General features: G+C 59.6%; 19 protein-coding genes. 1 reads left to right on the forward strand and 18 read right to left on the reverse strand.

Features of this window, described 5'->3' with window-relative positions; translation table 11 throughout:
• The coding region (locus ACRXB1_RS05580; RefSeq protein WP_449491392.1) for a hypothetical protein at window positions 1-283 on the reverse strand (283 nt) is incomplete at its 3' end.
• A 108-nt stretch (window positions 284-391) separates the two neighbouring features.
• On the opposite strand from ACRXB1_RS05580, the gene ACRXB1_RS05585 reads away from it, so the two are divergent.
• On the forward strand, window positions 392-1,300 hold the full coding sequence (locus tag ACRXB1_RS05585) for a LysR family transcriptional regulator (protein ID WP_449491393.1): 909 nt from the start codon (window positions 392-394) through the stop codon (window positions 1,298-1,300).
• Window positions 1,301-1,336: 36 nt separating this feature from the next.
• Here ACRXB1_RS05585 and ACRXB1_RS05590 read toward each other — a convergent pair whose 3' ends face one another.
• The 17 genes from ACRXB1_RS05590 to ACRXB1_RS05670 all read right to left on the reverse strand — a co-directional run bounded on the left by ACRXB1_RS05590 (window position 1,337) and on the right by ACRXB1_RS05670 (window position 18,826).
• Window positions 1,337-4,615, reverse strand: coding sequence for a bifunctional diguanylate cyclase/phosphodiesterase (locus ACRXB1_RS05590; RefSeq protein WP_449491394.1), 3,279 nt, complete (start codon window positions 4,613-4,615; stop codon window positions 1,337-1,339).
• A gap of 108 nt (window positions 4,616-4,723) precedes the next feature.
• Window positions 4,724-5,161: a type 2 periplasmic-binding domain-containing protein gene (locus tag ACRXB1_RS05595; RefSeq protein ID WP_144029358.1), complete on the reverse strand. Its 438-nt coding sequence runs from the start codon at window positions 5,159-5,161 to the stop codon at window positions 4,724-4,726.
• A 10-nt stretch (window positions 5,162-5,171) separates the two neighbouring features.
• Window positions 5,172-5,357, reverse strand: a complete 186-nt coding sequence (locus ACRXB1_RS05600; protein ID WP_449491395.1) for a hypothetical protein — start codon at window positions 5,355-5,357, stop codon at window positions 5,172-5,174.
• Between the two features lie 28 nt (window positions 5,358-5,385).
• Entirely contained in the window at window positions 5,386-6,321 is a 936-nt protein-coding gene (locus ACRXB1_RS05605) for a hypothetical protein (protein WP_449491396.1), read from the reverse strand.
• Between the two features lie 301 nt (window positions 6,322-6,622).
• A complete protein-coding gene (locus ACRXB1_RS05610) occupies window positions 6,623-8,350 on the reverse strand; it encodes a VWA domain-containing protein (protein ID WP_449491397.1) in 1,728 nt (575 codons plus the stop codon).
• Between the two features lie 112 nt (window positions 8,351-8,462).
• Entirely contained in the window at window positions 8,463-9,149 is a 687-nt protein-coding gene (locus tag ACRXB1_RS05615; RefSeq protein WP_449491398.1) for a TadE/TadG family type IV pilus assembly protein, read from the reverse strand.
• Complete coding sequence (locus tag ACRXB1_RS05620; RefSeq protein WP_449491399.1) at window positions 9,146-9,637, reverse strand: TadE/TadG family type IV pilus assembly protein; 492 nt, start codon at window positions 9,635-9,637, stop codon at window positions 9,146-9,148. Before ACRXB1_RS05620 ends, ACRXB1_RS05615 begins: the two co-directional genes overlap by 4 nt.
• Entirely contained in the window at window positions 9,634-10,359 is a 726-nt protein-coding gene (locus ACRXB1_RS05625; RefSeq protein WP_449491400.1) for a tetratricopeptide repeat protein, read from the reverse strand. The genes ACRXB1_RS05620 and ACRXB1_RS05625 overlap by 4 nt, the downstream gene beginning before the upstream one ends.
• 173 nt (window positions 10,360-10,532) lie before the next feature.
• Window positions 10,533-11,495: a type II secretion system F family protein gene (locus ACRXB1_RS05630; protein WP_449491401.1), complete on the reverse strand. Its 963-nt coding sequence runs from the start codon at window positions 11,493-11,495 to the stop codon at window positions 10,533-10,535.
• Window positions 11,492-12,466 (reverse strand): type II secretion system F family protein, encoded by a 975-nt coding sequence (locus tag ACRXB1_RS05635; protein WP_449491402.1) that lies wholly within the window; start codon window positions 12,464-12,466, stop codon window positions 11,492-11,494. Before ACRXB1_RS05635 ends, ACRXB1_RS05630 begins: the two co-directional genes overlap by 4 nt.
• Window positions 12,463-13,896, reverse strand: coding sequence for a CpaF family protein (locus ACRXB1_RS05640; protein ID WP_449491403.1), 1,434 nt, complete (start codon window positions 13,894-13,896; stop codon window positions 12,463-12,465). The genes ACRXB1_RS05635 and ACRXB1_RS05640 overlap by 4 nt, the downstream gene beginning before the upstream one ends.
• Window positions 13,896-15,116: an AAA family ATPase gene (locus tag ACRXB1_RS05645; RefSeq protein WP_449491404.1), complete on the reverse strand. Its 1,221-nt coding sequence runs from the start codon at window positions 15,114-15,116 to the stop codon at window positions 13,896-13,898. Before ACRXB1_RS05645 ends, ACRXB1_RS05640 begins: the two co-directional genes overlap by 1 nt.
• Before the next feature lie 31 nt (window positions 15,117-15,147).
• Window positions 15,148-15,519 (reverse strand): CpaD family pilus assembly lipoprotein, encoded by a 372-nt coding sequence (locus ACRXB1_RS05650; protein ID WP_449491405.1) that lies wholly within the window; start codon window positions 15,517-15,519, stop codon window positions 15,148-15,150.
• Between the two features lie 10 nt (window positions 15,520-15,529).
• Window positions 15,530-17,041: a type II and III secretion system protein family protein gene (locus ACRXB1_RS05655; protein WP_449491406.1), complete on the reverse strand. Its 1,512-nt coding sequence runs from the start codon at window positions 17,039-17,041 to the stop codon at window positions 15,530-15,532.
• 49 nt (window positions 17,042-17,090) lie between these two features.
• On the reverse strand, window positions 17,091-18,059 hold the full coding sequence (gene cpaB / locus ACRXB1_RS05660) for a Flp pilus assembly protein CpaB (RefSeq protein WP_449491407.1): 969 nt from the start codon (window positions 18,057-18,059) through the stop codon (window positions 17,091-17,093).
• Window positions 18,060-18,070: 11 nt separating this feature from the next.
• The gene (locus tag ACRXB1_RS05665) at window positions 18,071-18,574 is read right to left on the reverse strand and encodes an A24 family peptidase (protein WP_449491413.1); all 504 of its coding nucleotides are present in this window, start codon (window positions 18,572-18,574) and stop codon (window positions 18,071-18,073) included.
• Between the two features lie 66 nt (window positions 18,575-18,640).
• Window positions 18,641-18,826, reverse strand: coding sequence for a Flp family type IVb pilin (locus ACRXB1_RS05670; protein ID WP_449491408.1), 186 nt, complete (start codon window positions 18,824-18,826; stop codon window positions 18,641-18,643).
• Between the last annotated feature and the right edge of the window lie 166 nt (window positions 18,827-18,992).

Consider the following 18,992-nt stretch of genomic DNA (forward strand, 5'->3'; position numbering starts at 1 on the left):
TGGCCGACAACAGAAATTGAAGCTGCGCGAGAGCGACTGCCTGCGCCAGCACGACCCGCCGATGGTCGAGCCAGGCCCGCAGGATCATGCAGGCGACCGTGCCGGCTGCGGCAAGGGCAATTTGTCCGAGCGGCGCGCCTTCCAGCGCGAGCGCGAGCACGCGGCCAAGGAAGACGAAGCGCAGGACGCCAAATCCCATGGCGATCAAACCAAGGGCCACGGCGCCGGCCACACGCAGCCGCAGCCCTGCCATCATCATCCATAACTTGCCATCGAAATACATCCCTGCCTCCGGTTGGTCACTGCTTCGGTCGATAGGACCTTACCTTGGGCCGCAGGGCGAGGCAAAAGATGGTTTTTCAAGGGGTGTTGAATATCCTACAATACCCCGATGTCCAATATTCCTTCTCTGACAGCGCTCCGGGCCTTCGAGGCGGCGGTGCGGCTCGGCGGGTTCGCTCGCGCAGCGGCCGAGCTGAACGTATCGACCAGCGCGGTGAGTCATCAGATACGCGGCCTGGAAGATACGCTGGGCGTGCGGCTGCTCGAGCGCAGCACAGGTATCGGCGGGATTCGCCTGACGGCGGCGGGGGCGAGCCTGCTGCCTGCAGCGAGTGGCGCACTGTCACTGCTGGAAGACGCATGTTCGGAAATCAAGGGCGTCGCGAGGCGACTGACCGTCTCGGCCAACGCACCGTTCTCCGCCATGTGGCTCGCGCGCCGTCTTGCCGAATTTTCGGGTTCCAATCCCGCGACGCCGCTCAACGCCATCATTCAGGATGGCGAGCCGGATTTTGCCCGGTACGACATAGACCTCGCTGTCGTGCATGTCGCTGATCACGCGTTGCGTCCCGATGACATCGTCCTCTTGCAAGAGGACGTCTTTCCGGTATGCAGCCCCGAGTTGCATCAGTTTGCATCCACGGCGGTGTGTCGTTGCCGCCTGCTGCAGGAGGCGCACGAAAATTTCCCTGAACTCAACTGGCTGAACTGGTCGGCCGAGTTCGGGCTGCCTGACGATTTCGATACCAAGATTGTTCGCTACAGCAGCTTCAGTCAGGTGATCGGCGCGGCAGTGGGCGGCGCAGGACTTGCGCTTGGCCGCTCGCCGCTGATCGAGCCGGAACTGCGCAGTGGCCGGCTGGTGCGCCTGTTTCCAGAGCTTTCACGTCCGGCTTCGTGGCGGTTTGTCTTGCGCCGCGGACCCACCCGCCGCCACAGGATGCTCGATCCCCTGATCGATTTCCTTCGCGCGGAGGCGGAGGCGGGGACAGGTGTGGCGCTGGACCCGTCATCCTGACCGTGCTCAAGGCACCTGCCAAGACGGCGCACTACGCTAATCCACCAGTGCTGCAGCCGCGACCGGCCACACGAACGGCTGGCTGAGAAGCTGCTCCAGATCGTGCGATTTCAACGGCCTGCTGTAGTGATAACCCTGGATCTCGTTGCAGGCGTTGTCGCGAAGGAAGGCGAGTTGCGTTTCTGTTTCCACGCCTTCCGCGATCACCTTGAGATTCAACTGGCGCCCAAGCGAGATCACGGCCATCGCGATTGCGCGGTCATCGTCCTTGCCCGGCAGTTCGCGAACGAATGACTGGTCGATCTTGAGGCGCACGATCGGGAAGTGCTTCAACGCGCTGAGACTCGAATATCCCGTGCCGAAGTCGTCTATCGACAAACGCACACCCATCTCCTGCAACTGCCGCATTGTCGCGATCGCGCCGTCGAGATCCTGCATGATCACGCTTTCGGTCAGCTCCAGCTCGAGATACTGCGGATCGAGGCGGCTTTCGCTGAGCGCATGCGCCACGCGCGACACGAGTTCCTTCTGCAGGAATTGCCGCGCGGACACGTTGACGGACACCGTCATGGGTGCGAAGCCCATGTCCTGCCACAGCTTGTTCTGCATGCAGGCCTTGTGCAGCACCCAGTCGCCGATGGAAATGATGAGGCCTGTCTCCTCCGCAACCGGAATGAACGTGGCGGGCGAGATGTTGCCGTCGGTCGGATGCTGCCAGCGCAGCAGCGCCTCTACCCCGAACACGCTTTCCGTGCGCAGGTCGACTTGCGGCTGATACTCGAGATGAAACTCCCCGTTCGATAACGCCACGCGCAACTGCTCCTGCAGCCGCAGTTTTTCGTGCACCTTGATGTTCATCTCGTGCGTGTACATCTGGTAGTTGTTGCGCCCGAGTTCCTTGGCGCGGTACATGGCGGCATCGGCGTTCATCAGCAGGCTTTCGGCGTTGGCGCCGTCGGCCGGATAGCTCGCCACGCCCATGCTGCACGTCACCCGATATTGCTCGCCGTTCAGTTCGACCGGTTCCATGATCCGTTCGCGGATCTTCTCGATGGTCTTGTGGATGCCCGGCCCATTCTGCTCTTCGTCAAACAGGACGATCACGAATTCATCGCCGCCAAGACGAACCACCGTATCCGTTGCGCGCAGGCAATCGGACATGCGAGCCGCGACCGTGCGCAGCAGATCGTCGCCCGCGCGATGCCCGAGGCTGTCATTGATGAGCTTGAAGTTATCAAGGTCGATGAACACCACCGAGACGCCGCGCTCGTATCGCCGCGCATGCAGCAGTACCTGATTCAGGCGGTCGGAGAGCAAGGTACGGTTGGGCAAGCCTGTCAGCGCGTCATGATTGGCCATGTGCCGGATACGCTCTTCGGCACGATGCCGTTCGATGGCAATGCCCGCAATGCGGGTTCCCATTGCGATGACTTGCGATTCGATCGCACTGGGCTCGTGCGCGTCCTGGGCGAACAATGTGAGCGCGCCCAAGGCGCTGCCGTCGTGCGCGAGGATGGGAATCGCCCAGCATGCCTGGAAGCCGCTCAAGCCATACGCCTGCATCTGCTCCATGAAAGCCGGGTCCTTGCTTGCGCCCGGAATGTAGACGGGTTGGCGTGTGTGAATTGCCCGGCCGCTCGGACCTGCATCGAGGCTCACGGGCGAGCCGTTGATCCGCTTCCGGTACAGCTCGGAAAGCCCCGGCGCGGCGCCCAGTTTCAGATGCAGGCCGTCGTCGTCACGCAGCAACGCGACGCACGCAACACGCGAGATCTGCGATTCGAGCAGGCTTGCAAGATAGGACAACACCTCTTCGAGCGGCGTGCTGGTCGCGATCATTTCGAGCACCCGATTGTGCTCGGCGCGGCGCACTTCCGCGCGCTTGCGCGAACTGATGTCGCGCATGATCGCCACCACGCCGTTGTCCACGCGCACTACCTGACGCTGGAGCCATACTTTCGTGTCGTCGGTACACAGGTGCATCCATTCGTGTTCGTGGACCGTTCCGGTTTCCGCTACAGCCGCAAATTCATCGAACATGCCGTTCTGGCGCGCATCGGGGAAGATCGCGTCGAGACTGCGGCCAACCAGCATCTCGCGGGGCAGTCCGAGCACGACGCTGCCACGCCGGTTGGCGTCGGTCATGACGAAGCCGAGAAGATTGCCGGCGCCATCGCGCTCCGAACGAAAGACGAAAAACGCGTCGAGGCTTCTTTCCGATGCCGCGTAATAGGTCTGCTGCGCCTGCCGTGCGCGGCGGCGGCTGACGGCAAGCTGCCAGCTCGACCGGCTGAGCGCAGCGGCAAGCACGATCAGCAAGGCGCTGGCAATGGCCGTCCACAGGACATAGTTGTGCCTGTGCTTGCGAAAAACCGATAACTGCTCGCCCTGGCTGAGCCCGACCATCGCAATCAGCGGAAAGCCGTGGATTGCGCGGATGGTGGTGTAACGCCGCACGCCCTGGTCCCACGGGCCGACCCTCGCACCGCTCGCAAGCGCCTGCTGCGCGACTGCAATTGCCACGGTCGATATCGACCTGCCCCACGACGTGGACTCGCCCGTTTGCTGGGCGCGCACGACGCCGTCCGTCCCGGCGAGCAGCAGCATGCCCTTGTCGCCCATGCGGGCATATTCATAACCGCTCGTGAAATAGGCCGGGTCCATGGCGAGCATCACGCTGCCGTTGAAGCTGCCATCGGCGTGCTCCAGGCGACGGCTGAAGGTGATCTCGGGCGTGTCAGTATCGTGATTGAGGCTGACGCGGCTCACGCAGGGCATCGATGCATCGATCTGCGCACGCAATGCCGCGAAGCACGGGTCCGTCGAGACATTCGAGGGCCCATGCGACCCGGACGCTGCAAACACGCTTCCGTCAGCCCCCGCGACCGACACTCGGAAAACGATGGACGGCGGCAGCAGGCCCTTCGCCTGCAGCTCGTCCATGGCTGTGCCGCCGTTGGTTTCGTAGGCGTACTTGACCGTCTTGAGCGTCTGGTCGATTGAACTGAGGTTGCGCACCAGTTGTGCTTCATAGGTGTCGGCGATCTCACGGCTCGACTGCGCAGCCGTATCTTCGGCAACATCGCCTTCAACCGAAATCAGATGGAACACCGCTGCCCACGCAATGCAAAGCAGCAGGCCCGTGAAAACGGGTATCAGGATGTAGGCCTCGGCAAGCCGTTTCACGATCGCACGCGTTCCCCGCACGACTAATTGCGTGCGTTTCGCGGCAGCATTGCCTGCATCGATGGCACGTTCCGGCTGTCGGTCTGAAGTGCCGCGTTTCGCGGGTGACTCTCGGCGATTGAAGTTCATCGTGCCAATTCCGGTATCTCACTGCGCGATATGGAAAAAAATCGCATTCTGCATATATGGGGGACAAGGCGCCTTGTGAGCGCCTTTATCATGCCGTGCCGCCTTGCGCTAGTTGAGCGTCAGCAGCGGTTTGACACTTGCATCGATATCGCGGGAATCCATGTATCCAATGGCGTTCGGCGTCTCGGCAAGCGCTCGCTTGATTGCCGCAGGGTCCTGCACTTCGCGGGGCGGCTGGCCGCGGCCGGTGAAAATCAGCTTGGACCAGTAAGCCTTCATCTGCGAAGAGGACTTCCCCGTGATCCTGCGGTAGAACTCGCTGCGCGCGGCTGCATCCTCGGGCAGATCGACGGGTATGGCGCTGCCGCCACCCGGGAAGTAGGCCGCGCGGCCGAGGAAGATGTCCGCGATCTGCTGTTCGCTCAATGCCGTGAGCGTGCTCTTGGTGGATACGACCACGATGAGCTGGGCCATTGCCGACTCCCCGGACAACCCGAGAAGCATGGCGATCAATGCTGACCTGATGTATTGGTGGGCGTTTTTCACGGTGCACTCATCAGAAGACGAAGTCGAGCGCGGCGCTGATCACATTCGTGCCGCTGCCGAGTTGATAGTTCGGCTGGAAGTTGATGAATGAGCCGGTTGAATTCGCAGGCAGCCAGACATGGTCGTACTGCACTTTAAGATCCACGTTCTTGACGACGTCCCAGCGCAACCCGAACGAAATGTCCTTCTGCCCCATGTTGTAGTTGTAGGCGAGAGTGGGGCGGTCAAGAGAATGCGCTTGCCGAGTAGGTGGCGAACGGCGTGAACTTGCCCAGGCGATAACCGCCTGTCACATAGCCGCTCACGTAGCCCGGCGTGACCTGGTTCACGGTGACGCGTGCGAGTTCGCCCTGAACGAACCACGGGCCACTGTCGTAAGCCGCGGCGATGCTGTAGACATTCACCGGTTCTTTTTCAGGCAGGAAATCCAGCTTGACGTTGGCGTGAAGATATCCGGCGTGCAGCGTGAGGTTGCCGTATTCGACGGTATCGAACACACCGGTGATCGCGGTTCCATATGCCTTGAGCATGCCCGGGTTGACGTGAAACGAGCTATAGCCGTACAGCAGTTGAACCGTGTTCGCGACACTCCCAAGGCGTAACCGGTACGACATGTCCGCGCCGTCGCTATTGGTGATCGGCACAGTGTTGTACACCTCGATCGGCACCCGCACCCAAGGATTTGCATAACCCACGTTTCGGTAATCCGAGTTCAGGAAGGTGGGCAGTTCGATCCGCCCGGCGCGCACGCTCAGATCCGGCGTAATGGCGTACTTGACGTTGGCCCACTCGAGCGTTGGCACGAACGTATTGTTGTAGCGATGCTCGGACACAATCTGGACAATAGCCGATAGCTTGTCGGTGAACTGGCCGGTGAGCTGCAGGCCGATCTTGCTGTCGTCGGCGAAGTCGTACTTGCGGCTATGGCCGGCACCGTTCGGCTCGAATGCGGTACTCGTGAAGTCGGCCGAGTCCAGGCTCGAATGGGTCATGCCGAGCGTTCCGAAGCCGCTCAGCGTGAACATGTGCTGTGCGTTGTCCGGAGCCGGGGTGTCCTCCGCCAAGGCAGAAGAGACGTACGAAGCGCAAAGCAGTCCCATCGCGGCGATGCTGGCGGTGCCGGTGATCCACTGATGCAAATGGCGTTTTCTACTCATCATCAAGACGTTACGTTGCGGGTTGTATGTGGCTTCTAACGGCCTGGCCAGAAGAATCTTGATAGTCAGATGAGGTTGTTGACGGGGTGTACGGCAGTTATTGAAATGGGATCAAGCACAAGCAGAAAAAGATGCCGGTGGGTAAGCCTGTGTTTGTGCTCGAGGCAGAATAATTAACCGACAAGAAGCAGCGTGTTGAAACGAAAGAGAGTTCGCTGGTCAGAGTGATATACATCAGGAAACCTAAGTACTACCTGAATTTTTCGGGCAAACGGGCGACGCCTTGGCATCGCCCGCATGAAGCTCAGCGAGTCAGCCGCAGGATGCCGAGATTGCCGGCAATCTGCTGGAAGATCGAGGTGAGCGCCGCGTTGGTCGGCGCATGGTAGTAGTTACCGGGTGACGCGCAGCTTTGCATGGTCTGCTGCGCTTGCTTGCTTGCCGAGTCGGTCCCATAGGTCCCGAACGTGATGGAATAAATGGTGATGCCTTCGTTCTTCATCGCGTTGCAGACAGAAAGCTGGAACGTGTTGATGTCCGACACGGATGTCATCGAACCGTTGGTCGGGCCGCCTGTTGGCGCTGTCAGCGTGCTGTTCCCGACGCCGGACAGACCGTTGAACGACGGGGACGGCATGATGCCATTTGCCGTGCCCGGGTCGTTCTCACCATCGGTCAGGACGATCACCACGCGTTGCAATCCCTGGGTGGTCGCTTCAGGGCGGGGCAGGTTGGCATCGGACGATATCCAGCCGTTTGAACCTGACACTTGCGGCGACCACGCCGAAGAGACCATGCGCCATCCCCACAGCAAGCCGGTAGGGATGATGGTCGAACCGTTGGCCTGCATCTGGTTGATCGCGCTGTTCAGTGTATTGATGTCCTGCGTCAGGAATTGGACCGGTTGGATAGAGCATGGTCGCAACTCGGAACTGCCGTCTGGATCTCCGCTGCCATTCTGATCCCACGTGGTCGTAGAGGGCGGCGTCTTACCGGTGGCGAGCGGCTGGCCCCATGCGTCGTAGATGGGGGTTGAGGTGACTATGCCGCAAAGGTTGGTCGAGCCGTTGGTCTGATAGGTGAGCGGTACGTTGAGCACGTTGTTGACGCTAGTGACCGTGCAGTTCGTCTTGTTGTCGAAAGTTGTGATCTTGAAGCCTTGCGGCGGCACGTTGTAGTAGAACGGAGTGAAGCCCGGAGAGTCGGCTGGAGCATAAGCTTTCGGGTAAAGTTGTTTCGCGCTGCCTACGCGAGGTTCCACCGGGCATCCGGCCCAGCCTGTTCCCGTACGTGACGCCTGGTACTTCGACGAAATGCCCGCCGAGTTATAGCTGTTGTTGTCGCTAGCCGCAGGAGTAAGCCAACTGCCTGAGGATGCCAATGACGCCCCGACGTTGACCATTGTCGTGAAGGGTACCAGGCCGACGTACGAGCGGTTTCCCGACTGTCCGAGTACGCTCGACACCAGCGCGTTGGCCGCGGAACGCAACCCATCGATCTTTCTTCCTTGCGTGGTGTCAGTGCTGGCGTAATCTTTCATCGACCCGGTGTTGTCGAGCACCAGCGCGAGCTCCAGCGTGCTTTGCGGCAGGCGAAATGCGGAGTTGCCGGCGGACACCGTTGTGGTGTCCGGCGTATCCGGCGATCCTGAGCCAGAATCGCTGCCGCCGTTTGGCAGGTTTTTACCAAAGAAAATGGGTGCGAGCAAGGGGATCGAGCCCGACGCCGAGAGCTGGATGGTCTGCCCGGTTGCAGGGGAGCCGTTGATTGTCGCATTGAAGTTCGCGTCGGGCATGATGAGGCCGAGGTAGCCTTTCGGCATGTTGCCGTTGTAGAACGCTCGGGCGTCCGCCTTCCACGCAGAGGAGTCCTTGCCGGCGGCATCGGCGTAATGTGCGAGGTCCACGCCGGCAGAGATGGTGGCCACATCAAGCGCCATTTGCATGCGCGCCTGCGTCATTTCGTAGTCGATGGCGTCAAGCGCGGTGCACATTACACCGAACATCAGACTGGCGCAAACGGCGAACATCATCGTGACAACGCCGCTGTCTCCGGTTATCAACGTTGTGACGGATCGCGAGGCAACGACTGGTGCGCAGGATTCGTGAGTAGGTGTCATCGGATATTTACAGAGCGCGTTACAGCTAACCCGAAGTGGCGAGTGTGAGCGGCAGGCCCGAGCGCTGGCGTACGTAAACCACTTTGTAGATAATCTGCGTAAGCGGCGCGTCAGCCCAAAAAGGGGCTGTCATAGCGAACGGTGTGTAGGTGTAGAACACCTCGACAGCGGTCGCCGAATCACCTGCATAAAACGGCCAGCCGCTGGGTAGAAGGTTTGAGGATGTGATCCTGGAAGACGGCGCGTTCTTGCCCATCCACGACGCTTTCTGAGCCCACGCAATCGTCGGCGAGCCCTTTGTGGGCGGGATCAGTTGCACGACATTCGCGCCGCAACTGTTTGTCGTGTCGCAAATCGATGTGAGAATTATCCCGCCATTTGCCTTGAGATCAGTTGGTGCGGCGATCAAGGTGGCAGCCTGCCACACCGCGCCAAGATTGCTCGCGTTAGTAGTGGACTGATCGTTGATTACTTGCGTCATCTGACCAACAGAATTGGCGAGCGTAAAGGCTGTCCGCTCGACAATACTAACCGCCCGCATGTACAGATACATCTCGGTGAACCCGAGCAGGAGGAGCAGCATCAATGGAGCGATAAGTACAAACTCTATCGCCACAGCCCCGCCGTCCGCACGCATGAAACCTCGCAACGGCGAACGTGAGAGGGAGGCAGGGCTTGACTGCAAATGCAGGCGCTGGAAAGGACTCTTCATTTTTCGTTCTGGACAAGATAATTGCGCTGGAAGGTGAGCGTACTCATACCAAATAGCTGGGGAATACCAGAGAAGCCTGGCATGGTCACGGTGATGTTGTACGAGACAACGTTGCCAAAAGTGCCTAGGTCATTCGTGTAGCTGCTGGTACCCACGTTGCCGTAGTTGCCATAGTTCAGCGTGGCGATAGTTACGGTCGCGCCCACGTTCTGCCAGCGTCCAAGAATGGTCATCACGATTTTTTTCGCCTGTTCTGAGCGCGTTCCTGAACTCGGATCCACTGTCGTCAGCCCGACCCGCGACGCGGCTTGTGCCGCGAGTTGCACGGATGCATCCACGAACATATCCAGTGCTATTTCTACTGTGCCGAGGATAAGAATGAAAACCATTGGTCCGACAATCGCAAATTCAATGGCCGAAACTCCGCGGTTGTCGCCGAGCATCCGCGCAAAGAGCGCGCGCAAGCTACGCGGTCCCGGCGCTTTCATCGAACGCTCGCCGACTGGATTGCGACCGCCGGTATTGGCTGCACCTCGGCGAATCCTGCGGCTCCCGCCTGCGACAGATGTGCTCGCTGAATCTCGTAGAAACGCAGGTTGTCTTGCACTGACGCTTTTGGAAGGTCATGCCCCAGAATCTCGGCGGCGGCCTCGTTATTGCCCATCAGTCCATAGGCGAGTGCGAGGTTTTGGCGGGCCTGTGGCGGCGCGCTGGGGTATCGCGTGACGTCGAGCAACACATTGGCGCCCTCGCGCGGATTGCCGCCAAGAATGAGTGATAAACCGAGATTGACGCTCAACATGGGGTCGCCGGGATTCGCGGCGAGCGCCTGCTTGAGCACGGCCTGAGCGCCGGCATGATCGTTGTTCAGGTCGAGTGCTGCACCAAGCCCGGCAGACGCCGTCGGATCGTTCGGAACGCGCGAGAGTACGTCGCGGTATGTCCTGATCGCGTCGTTGAAGCGGCGCTGGTGGATCGCCACGCGTGCTGATCCGATCGTTGGCGTCACCGCAGCAGCATCGATCTTGATGGCGCGGTCGTAGTAGACACCCGCTCGCGTGAAGTCACCCACAGCATAAAGCGTGTTGCCAAGTCCGGTAATTCCCGCAACCGAATTCGGGTTAGCCTGCAGCACCTTGTTGAACAGGGTAGTCGCAAGTTCAATATTGCCCGAGTCAAGTGCGGAGTCCGCAAGCCGCAACTCGCTCATACTGCTCGGCGTGTTGTTTTGAAGAACAGGCCTTACTTCTGAAACCTGCCGTGTCGTGGTAGTGCAGGCGGCGCATGCCGCAAGTGTAAGTACTCCTAGCGTCAGCATGAAGAAACGTCGGGCGGCGCTGTCAGTCGCGGACAGGCGACTGGCGTCTTGAGCTTTATCGATTTTCATTGTGCGGCCACATAAGCAAGAAGTTGGATGACAGCCGGACCGGCCGCAATCGCGACCACCGCTGGCAGAATGAAGAGCATCATGGGCACGACCATTTTTGGTGCGAGCTTTGCGGCTTTTTCTTCGAGCGAGACAATGTGAGCAAGCCGCTCGGTGCGCGACAAGGTGCGCAATGCCGAGGAGATTGGCGTGCCGTAGCGCAGCGACTGTGTAAGCGTGGAAATCAGTGCGCGGATCGAAGGCAAGTCGATCCGTTCCGCCAGTTCCCGCAGTGCTCGGGTGCTGTCGCCGGAGAGCTTGAGTTCGTCGGCGGTCAGGGAGAATTCGTCGGAGAGCGGCGGGCAAATCATTGCAAGCTCATCGGCGACCCGCCTGATACTGACGCCCAGACTGTTGCCCGCGTTCGTGCATATCACGAGCAGGTCAAGCGCGTCCGGCAGGCATCCAGCCATGGCCTTGCGGCGGCGCGACGAACGCCACGCGACGAAGTATTCCGGCACGATCATGCCGGCTATGAAGACCGCCAGCATCAGGATGCCGCGGAACGCAGGGTAAGCGCCAACAACGGGAATGTTCGATCCCAGCATGACAGTGAGCGCTGCGCACCCCAGTCCGAACAGGAACTTGATCGCAAGCAAAACCGACACCGCACGCGGGCTACGATAACCGCTCCGGACCATGGTTTTTTTGAGCTTCAGCCGGTGTTTTGTATCGAATAGCGGGAGCCTGTCACCAATTTTTGCCAGCCGCAGCAGAATCTTCACCCGTTTCGCTGGTGCCTCGTCCGACTGGTCGCCGCCACCATGCTCGGTGCGCAGATCGAGCGACATTGTCCGCGTGCGCTCTGCAATCCGGCCACGCTTGCCTCCATGTTTGCTCACCCACCAGATTGCCAGGCCCGCGAACAGCGCAAGTAACATCGTCAGGTTGATGAGCGTCTCAATGCTTTCGTTGCTCATCGCGATGTATCCAGTTTGGACATCTTTTTTACCACCATCAGTCCAATCGAGATCGAGATGAACGCGAATGTCATCAGTTTGTGGCCCGCAGGTGTTCCGAACAGCACCAGCAGATAATCCCGGTTGAGGGCGTACATGCTTAGCATGATGACCACGGGAATCGCGGCCAGGATCTTTGTCGTTATGCGCGCCTCGCCGGTGAGTGCCATGGTCTTCTGACGAATTTCGCGTCGGGTCCGGACAATACCTGCGAGGTTTTCTAACGTCTCGCCAAGCTGGCCGCCAGTTTCACGTTGTAAAAGCAGACATACGCAGAAAAACGAGAAGTCCGCGATCTCGATACGCCTGACTGCAACCGCCAGCACTTCCTCTAGATCAAGGCCGACCTGAAGCGCGTCGCTCATTAACTTGAATTCCTGTCGCAACGGTTCGGGGCATTCGTCGGCTGCGGAGCCGATCACGTGCGTGACTGGTACCCCGGCACGTACAGCGCGCACGATCATGTCGATGACATCGGGGAACGAATCGAGGAAGCGCTTGCGAAACCGGTCAATCAGAAAACGATATGCCTGAACAGCTCCGAGCGCAGGCAATGCCGCCACCAGGACGGGCGTTGCGATATCCGGCAGCGGCATGAAAGTCGTCATGGCCAGCGCCAGCAACTCGCCCGCGATCGCCGCCCCTATCACGATGCGCAACCCCTTCGTCCCGGCAACAGTATTCAGGCGTGCAAGTTTTGGCCGGGTCCAGCGCGTAACGGTGTTATCCCTCTTGATTACATTGAAGAGGTCAGTCTCAAACGTTCCCCTGGTCTTCTTATTGGCGGCAGTCGTTGCGAATGCGAGGTGCATGCGCATCTTGATGCGAGCGTCCGGCTGATTCTTACGAATGTCCTGAAACACGAACATCATCACGCCCAGGAGCAAGGCGGCGGCAAACGAACACATGGTCAGGAGGTCGACGGTGCTCATGGCTTCATCGCATCAAGCAGGGCGTCTTCAAGCCCGTAATAGGCGGCTCGCGCGATAAACGCCGGCCGCATGGCGCCGACTTCGAACACGCCCTTGACCTCTTCACTGTAGGCCGTCGTGTCGTAGCGGAAGGTGAAGAGGTCCTGCGTGATGATTACGTCGCCTTCCATGCCGACAAGCTCGGTAACGCGCGTGATCCGGCGCATGCCGTCACGCATCCGCTCAATCTGCACGATCATGTGAACGGCGCTTGCAATCTGGCGGCGGATCGACAGTAGCGGCAAGTTGCCGTTTGCCATCATGACCATGCTCTCCAGTCGCGTGATGCCATCACGCGGTGTGTTTGCGTGGATAGTGGTCATCGAACCGTCATGGCCCGTGTTCATTGCCTGCAAGACGTCGAACGCTTCCGGTCCGCGCGTTTCACCAAGGATGATCCGGTCGGGACGCATCCGCAGCGCATTGCGAACGAGATCGCGCTGCGCAATGGCGCCGAGCCCTTCAGCGTTTTCAGGCCTCGTTTCAAGGCTAACCACGTGTGGTTGCACGAGTTGCAATTCGGCCGCATCTTCAATGGTTATAGTGCGTTCGCCTATATCGATGAAATGCGAAAGTGCGTTGAGCAACGTTGTCTTGCCGGAGCCCGTACCGCCCGACACGATGATATTCAGGCGGCAGGTACTGGCCAGCTTGAGCACGTTCGCCATCTGCGCCGACATGTTGCCCTGCTGCGCCATCCGGTGCAGCGTGATGTTGCGCTTTGAAAATTTCCGGATTGAGATGGTGGCGCCGTGAATGGCGAGGGGGGGTAGTACGACGTTCACGCGGCTGCCGTCGGCGAGACGCGCGTCGACCATCGGACTGCTTTCATCTACCCGGCGGCCGACCCCTGCCGCAATGCGCTGGGCCACGTTGATCACGTGCGCGTTGTCGCGGAACTTGTAGGGCGTCAATTCCAGCCGACCATGGCGCTCCACGTAGACCTGGTCAGGACCGTTGACCAGCACGTCTGTGATGGTTTCATCGGCGAGAAGCGGTTCGATCGGACCGAGGCCGAACATGTCGTTGAGCAATTCGCCCACAATCTGCCCGCGCTCGGTGACTGTGATATTCAGGCGCTCGCGTTCGGCAATCTCACCGACGAGTTTCTCAACACCCGGCTTCATTTGCTCGCGGCCTTTACCGACCACGGCCGACGCGTTCATCGACGCAAAGACGGCAGCCCGGATGGTCTTGAACAGTTCGGACCGAACCAGCGTCTCATTGCCGTCGCTTGCTGCGGGAGCGGGAGACGAAGACATAGCTGGACGCGACGCCTCGGTCGACTGCGTAGCCGCAGAAATGACCGCTTCAAGCGAAGCCAGAGGATCGACAACGTCGCTGTCGGACAGTATCGTGTCGAGTTGCGCAAGCAATTTCTGACCGAACATCAGCCTTTCCTCAACTTGAGTTTCTGGAAGAACGTGAGTTCCGGAGCGGAGTGTTGTCCGGTCAGGTCCCGGCCAATGCGCGCGATGGTTTGATTGAATCCTGCGGGAGCTTTCTCCATGACCGGTTCGCCGAGATTCTCTGCAATCGATACCGCTTTCGTCTCGAACGGAACTTCATAGAGCGTGGAGCGACCCACTGCATGCATGAAATCCGCGGGCTGCACCTTGCCGGCCGTTGCTGAGTTAGGATTGTTCAGCAATATGGAAGTCGGCGGATTGTTGTCGCGATCTTCGATGAAGCGCAGCAGCCGGATGCTTTCGCGGGTGCAATGCACGGTGCGGTCAGCGACCAGATAAACCCGCGCTGCGTGGTCGAAAGCTTGCTGGGCGAGTACTGTGGAAGGCGTATCGATGTCCAGGATGACGTAGTGAAAACTGTCGCACAGCAGGTCTAGCACGCGCGGAAGCGCGGCCGCCTCGAACGGCGCCGTTGCACCCAGGTCGAGTTCCGAAGACAGCACGAACAGACGGCGGCTCTTTGCGACCAGCGTGCGCTCGACATACTGCGGATCGAGCCGGTTCACGTTGTGCAGGACATCGGTGAGGCCGTTGTTGCTCTGGATGCCGAGCATGCTGTTCGCCGCGCCGCCGTGGATATTCAGGTCGACATAGGCGACCCGACGATGCGTCTCTTCAGCGAGATGACGCGCCACGTTGAGCGCGAGCGTCGTTACCCCCACGCCGCCGCGCGCACCCGCAAACGCTATGGTCTTGCCGGCGCGCGTCATGGTCACAGGGTTGACCTTGCCGTCCTGCACGCTCAAGGTCCGCTTGAGCAGTTCGACGGTCAGCGGCTTGACGAGATAGTCGCGTACCCCAAGTTTCAGCAGGCTGCGGAACAGTCCGACGTCGTTGCGCTCGCCAAGCGCGACTACCTGTACCGACGGCTCACAGACTTCAGCCAGCCGGCCGAGATCGGACAGGGGCATGGTCGAGCCATGCAGATCGACCAGCAGGAATTGCGGCGAGCGTTCTATCTTCGACAGATATGCGATCGCTTCATCAATGTTCCCGAGGACAATATGCACGTGCGGCATTGCCTCCTCCAGAACGAAGCTCTTGAGGATCTGCTCGGTCATCCGGTCTGTCACGAACGCGATGAAGTCGGCGACCCGCGCGCCCGATTTCGCTTTCGATACCCTGAACTCTGTTGTGCTCATGTGTTTTTCTCGCAAGTGTCGGTGACGGTCGTCACTTGGAATCGCGCGATGTCGCGGTGTCTAGCGGAATGACCCGGCCATTCTTGTAACGGTGCACGGCGCTCGCCGCTACGGCTGCGTCGGCCGGTCCGAGTTTCTCAGGCGCGACCAGGTCCTTTGGGTTCGCGATCTGGGCGGCCAGATTGGTATAGGTTGCGCAGCCCCATTGCATGCTCGGCCGGTGCCAGCCGGCGTCCGTCAGCACGGAAGGGCGTGAAAGGCTGTCGCAGTCAGGCGCCAGCGCCAACTTGCCATCGAAGCCGATTGTCGTCTGGTCGGGCATGCCGCGCGGCGGCTTGAAACAGCCGCTGAGTCCAACAGCAAATGTACACACGAGAATAAGGGTGAGACGGGCAAATTTCATGGTGTCTGGCTCAGTAAACGTAACCGGCTGCGCCGACAAGACGCGGTTGTGCGGCGCCGGCCGGTGCGCCGGCTTGACGGCTGAAGCTGTATTCGACGTCATTGCTCGGCGACGTCAGCGATTCCAGCGGCGAGCGCAGTTTCGACGGGTCCGTTGGCTCGACCAGATACGGCGTGACCATGATGACCAGCTCGGTCTTGTTGTTCTGATAGTTCGTCGATGAAAACAGTTTGCCCAGAATCGGAATCGAGCCCATGCCCGGGACCTGGGAAATGATGTCCGTTGTATTGCTCTGGAGCAGCCCGCCAATGGCGAAGCTTTGGCCGCTTCCGAGTTCCACGGTGGTATCGGCACGACGAACGCTCAGTCCCGGCACCGTGATGCCGCCCGTGGTGACACTCACCGACGTATCGATCTGACTGACTTCCGGACGTACCTTGAGGCTGATGCGGTGATCGTTCAACACGGTCGGCGTGAAATCCAGCTTTACACCAAACTGCTTGAATTCAACCGAAATCGCGCCGTTGGTCTGCGATACCGGAATCGGGAATTCGCCGCCCGCGAGAAAGCTCGCTGTCTGTCCCGAGAGTGCCACGAGGTTCGGTTCTGCTAGCACCGTCAGCAGGCCTTCCTGATTCAGCGCATCGACAAGCGCTCGGATATCGACATTGTTCGTCTTGAATGCGCCGAATAACGAATAAGCGTTATTTGTCGGTAAGTTGACGGGGTAGGTGGTGCCACCGGCCGCGTTCGTAAGCGGCTGGTTGAGGTTATAGATCGAGCGGCCGCTGAAAATCCCGCCGTAGATATTTCCTACCGCGTTGCCCATCGCCTGCCAGTTGATGCCTAACTGCTGCGTGACATTGCGATCAACTTCCGTAATCCGCACGCGCAGTTGCACCTGCAACGGACGGTCGATTGCCATGCGGTTGACCAACACTTCCTTTTCCGCGAGATAAGGCGTAAGTGAATCAACAACGGCATCGGCGTCGGTCGAATTCGGGGCTTGTCCCGTCACCATCAGCGAGCCCTGACCGGTTGTCAACTGCACATTCATGTTCGGGAAACGAGCGGCGATCATCGTGCGCAGCGAGTCCATATCGCGTCCCACGTACACGGTGCGTTGAACAAGCGTCTTGTTGTTCGTGCCAAGCACATAGAGCGTCGTGGTGCCGGCCTTCTTGCCCAGTACGAACACCGCTTTCGGTGACGGTACATGCACATCGGCCACGTTCGGATCAGCGACGAACACCGACACTGCGTCCTCGTTGAGGCGAACCAGTACACCCTTGCCCGCGCCGACTTCGAGCGTGCCTTGCGCCGGATCCGCAGGTGCATTGGCGTACGTGTTATCCGGAACAGCAGTTGAACGGAGCGTGCCAGGGCGCGCGAGTTCATGCGTGGCTCGTGATGACGGTACGGGCGACGCGGCAAATGCGGGCACGACGCATAACGCGCCGCACGCGGCAGCGAAGGCGATCGCCCCAAGTTCCTTTCGAATCGAACCGGACTGCAGTTTCATGACTTTCTATCCTGGCGAGTGGACACGATTCCACCGGTTTGCGCGTGCATCAGCGCGGTGTAGGTATGGCAGGCAATGGCGGCACATCGCCGGGCGCCGGCGTGCTGTTGGCCTGGGCAACGTTTGTCGTCGCGTCTGCTTTTTCAGAACCTCTGTAAATCGTTACCGCGCGGGGCATTGCGGGGATCGACGCGGTCGATCTAGACGATGAAGTGGCCTGGATCACGCGTGCCCGCGGCAAGTCGCGTACCGCACGCGAGATGTCGCCGGCCCATACGGGTGCTGACATCGCTGCGCTTCCTGCGAAAGGCGCCGCCGGGTCTCGCGTCACGGTTGCGAAGCTGCGCAGTGCGAGCGAAAGGCTGCCGAGCCTCGCGGCAACCGCGACGACTTCGCCCATATGCGGCGTAACTTCCAGGGTGACTGTACGGGCGCGGTTGTTGGCATCGGGTGCATCGCCCGTCTTTGGACGTTTGATTTCCGAACCCACTGCAAGCACGCGCACATGCTCGACCACCGTCTCACTCGATACCGCCAGATCCGGCGAATCCGTGCGTCGCTCCATTTGCTGCGTCAGCAACAGGTCTACATAATCACCGGGCTGAATCAGACCGGCGTTTCCCGACACGTCGTCTACGGCAACAGATACCGCGCGCATCTCAGGCTTGAGCGTCGCCGCAAGAAAGCCGGGCGCGTTCGGCAAGATGACGTCGTCAGACACGAGGACCGTGCCGATCACTGCCGGGTGTCGTAGCAGTGCACCTTTCAGGTCAGCGGCGCCCGGCGCACCGGAAATGATCGCGTTGGGCGGAATGCTATCGACAGGGAACTTTTTCCACGTAAGGTCTTCGTCGCGCAGCAACAGTCCTTGCGGCAGATCCGCTGCGCTGACGAGGACCTTTTCTGTGGTAACCGGCTTGGACGTCGAGTGCGACGCACTCACCACGACGACACGCACGATCAACGCGATCAGGACTGCACCCACCAGAAGCACGCTGAATTTGATGATGTTGGACATAGGGACGCCGCCTATCGCGTCAATAACATTGGGAGCAAAACTTGCAGCACGATCACCGTTCCGCCGCCTAGCGCAAGTGCAACTCCATAAGGCACGCCACGTGTGCCGGAAAACATCGCGAGTGCTCGCATCGGGTGTGAGTGGTGCTCGGGATTCATGCGTTTCGTGGCAAAGCTGACGAGCGATACCAGCGTCCCAATGACGGAAATCAATGTCAGCGCGGGAATCGACAAGGTTAGTCCGACCCAAAGAAAAATCACTGCTGCAAGTTTTGCATCACCTCCACCCAGCAAGTTTGCAGCGAACAAGAGGGCGCAAAACAGAAACACGCCAAACGCAAGCAAGACATGTTGCATAACATCGACGAGTGGCATCTTGATAATCAATGCTTCGACAAAAAACAGCGCGCCTACGGTCAATACCACCGTCGTGGGCAAACGCCGGAATCGAATGTCAAATACTGCTAGCCACAGCAGCGCGCATATGACTATTAGACGAATGGTTAAAGGCAGCATCACGTTGGCGTAATCCGGAAAAAGCGGAGATCTAGCTGCTGGCAGTAAGATCTCCTGACAAAGCGCTTATTTTTGCGCTGCTTGCTGCGCGCTGACCTTGGAGAACACGGACGTGAACATCGTATTTACGTCCGTTTTAAAAGTCGTGAACATGGCGCCGAGAGCGATCACGACGATGCCTGCCAACACTGCGTATTCCATGGCGCTTACGCCACGCTCGTCACGAACAAATGCCTTGAGAACTTTGCGCATCTTTTACATCCTTATAACGGTAGGTAGTTGACTCGCCCATTGCGTGCAAGCCGGCCAAAAACTTCCCCCGCCATCCCTGCCGATGAATCTTTTTGGACACGCTCGGCAGGGAGGTGGTGAGCCTATTTACGGCGTGCTTAAAACGAACTTGAGAGCGGGCGGCGGT

This window comes from Caballeronia sp. M23-90, from assembly GCF_053574605.1.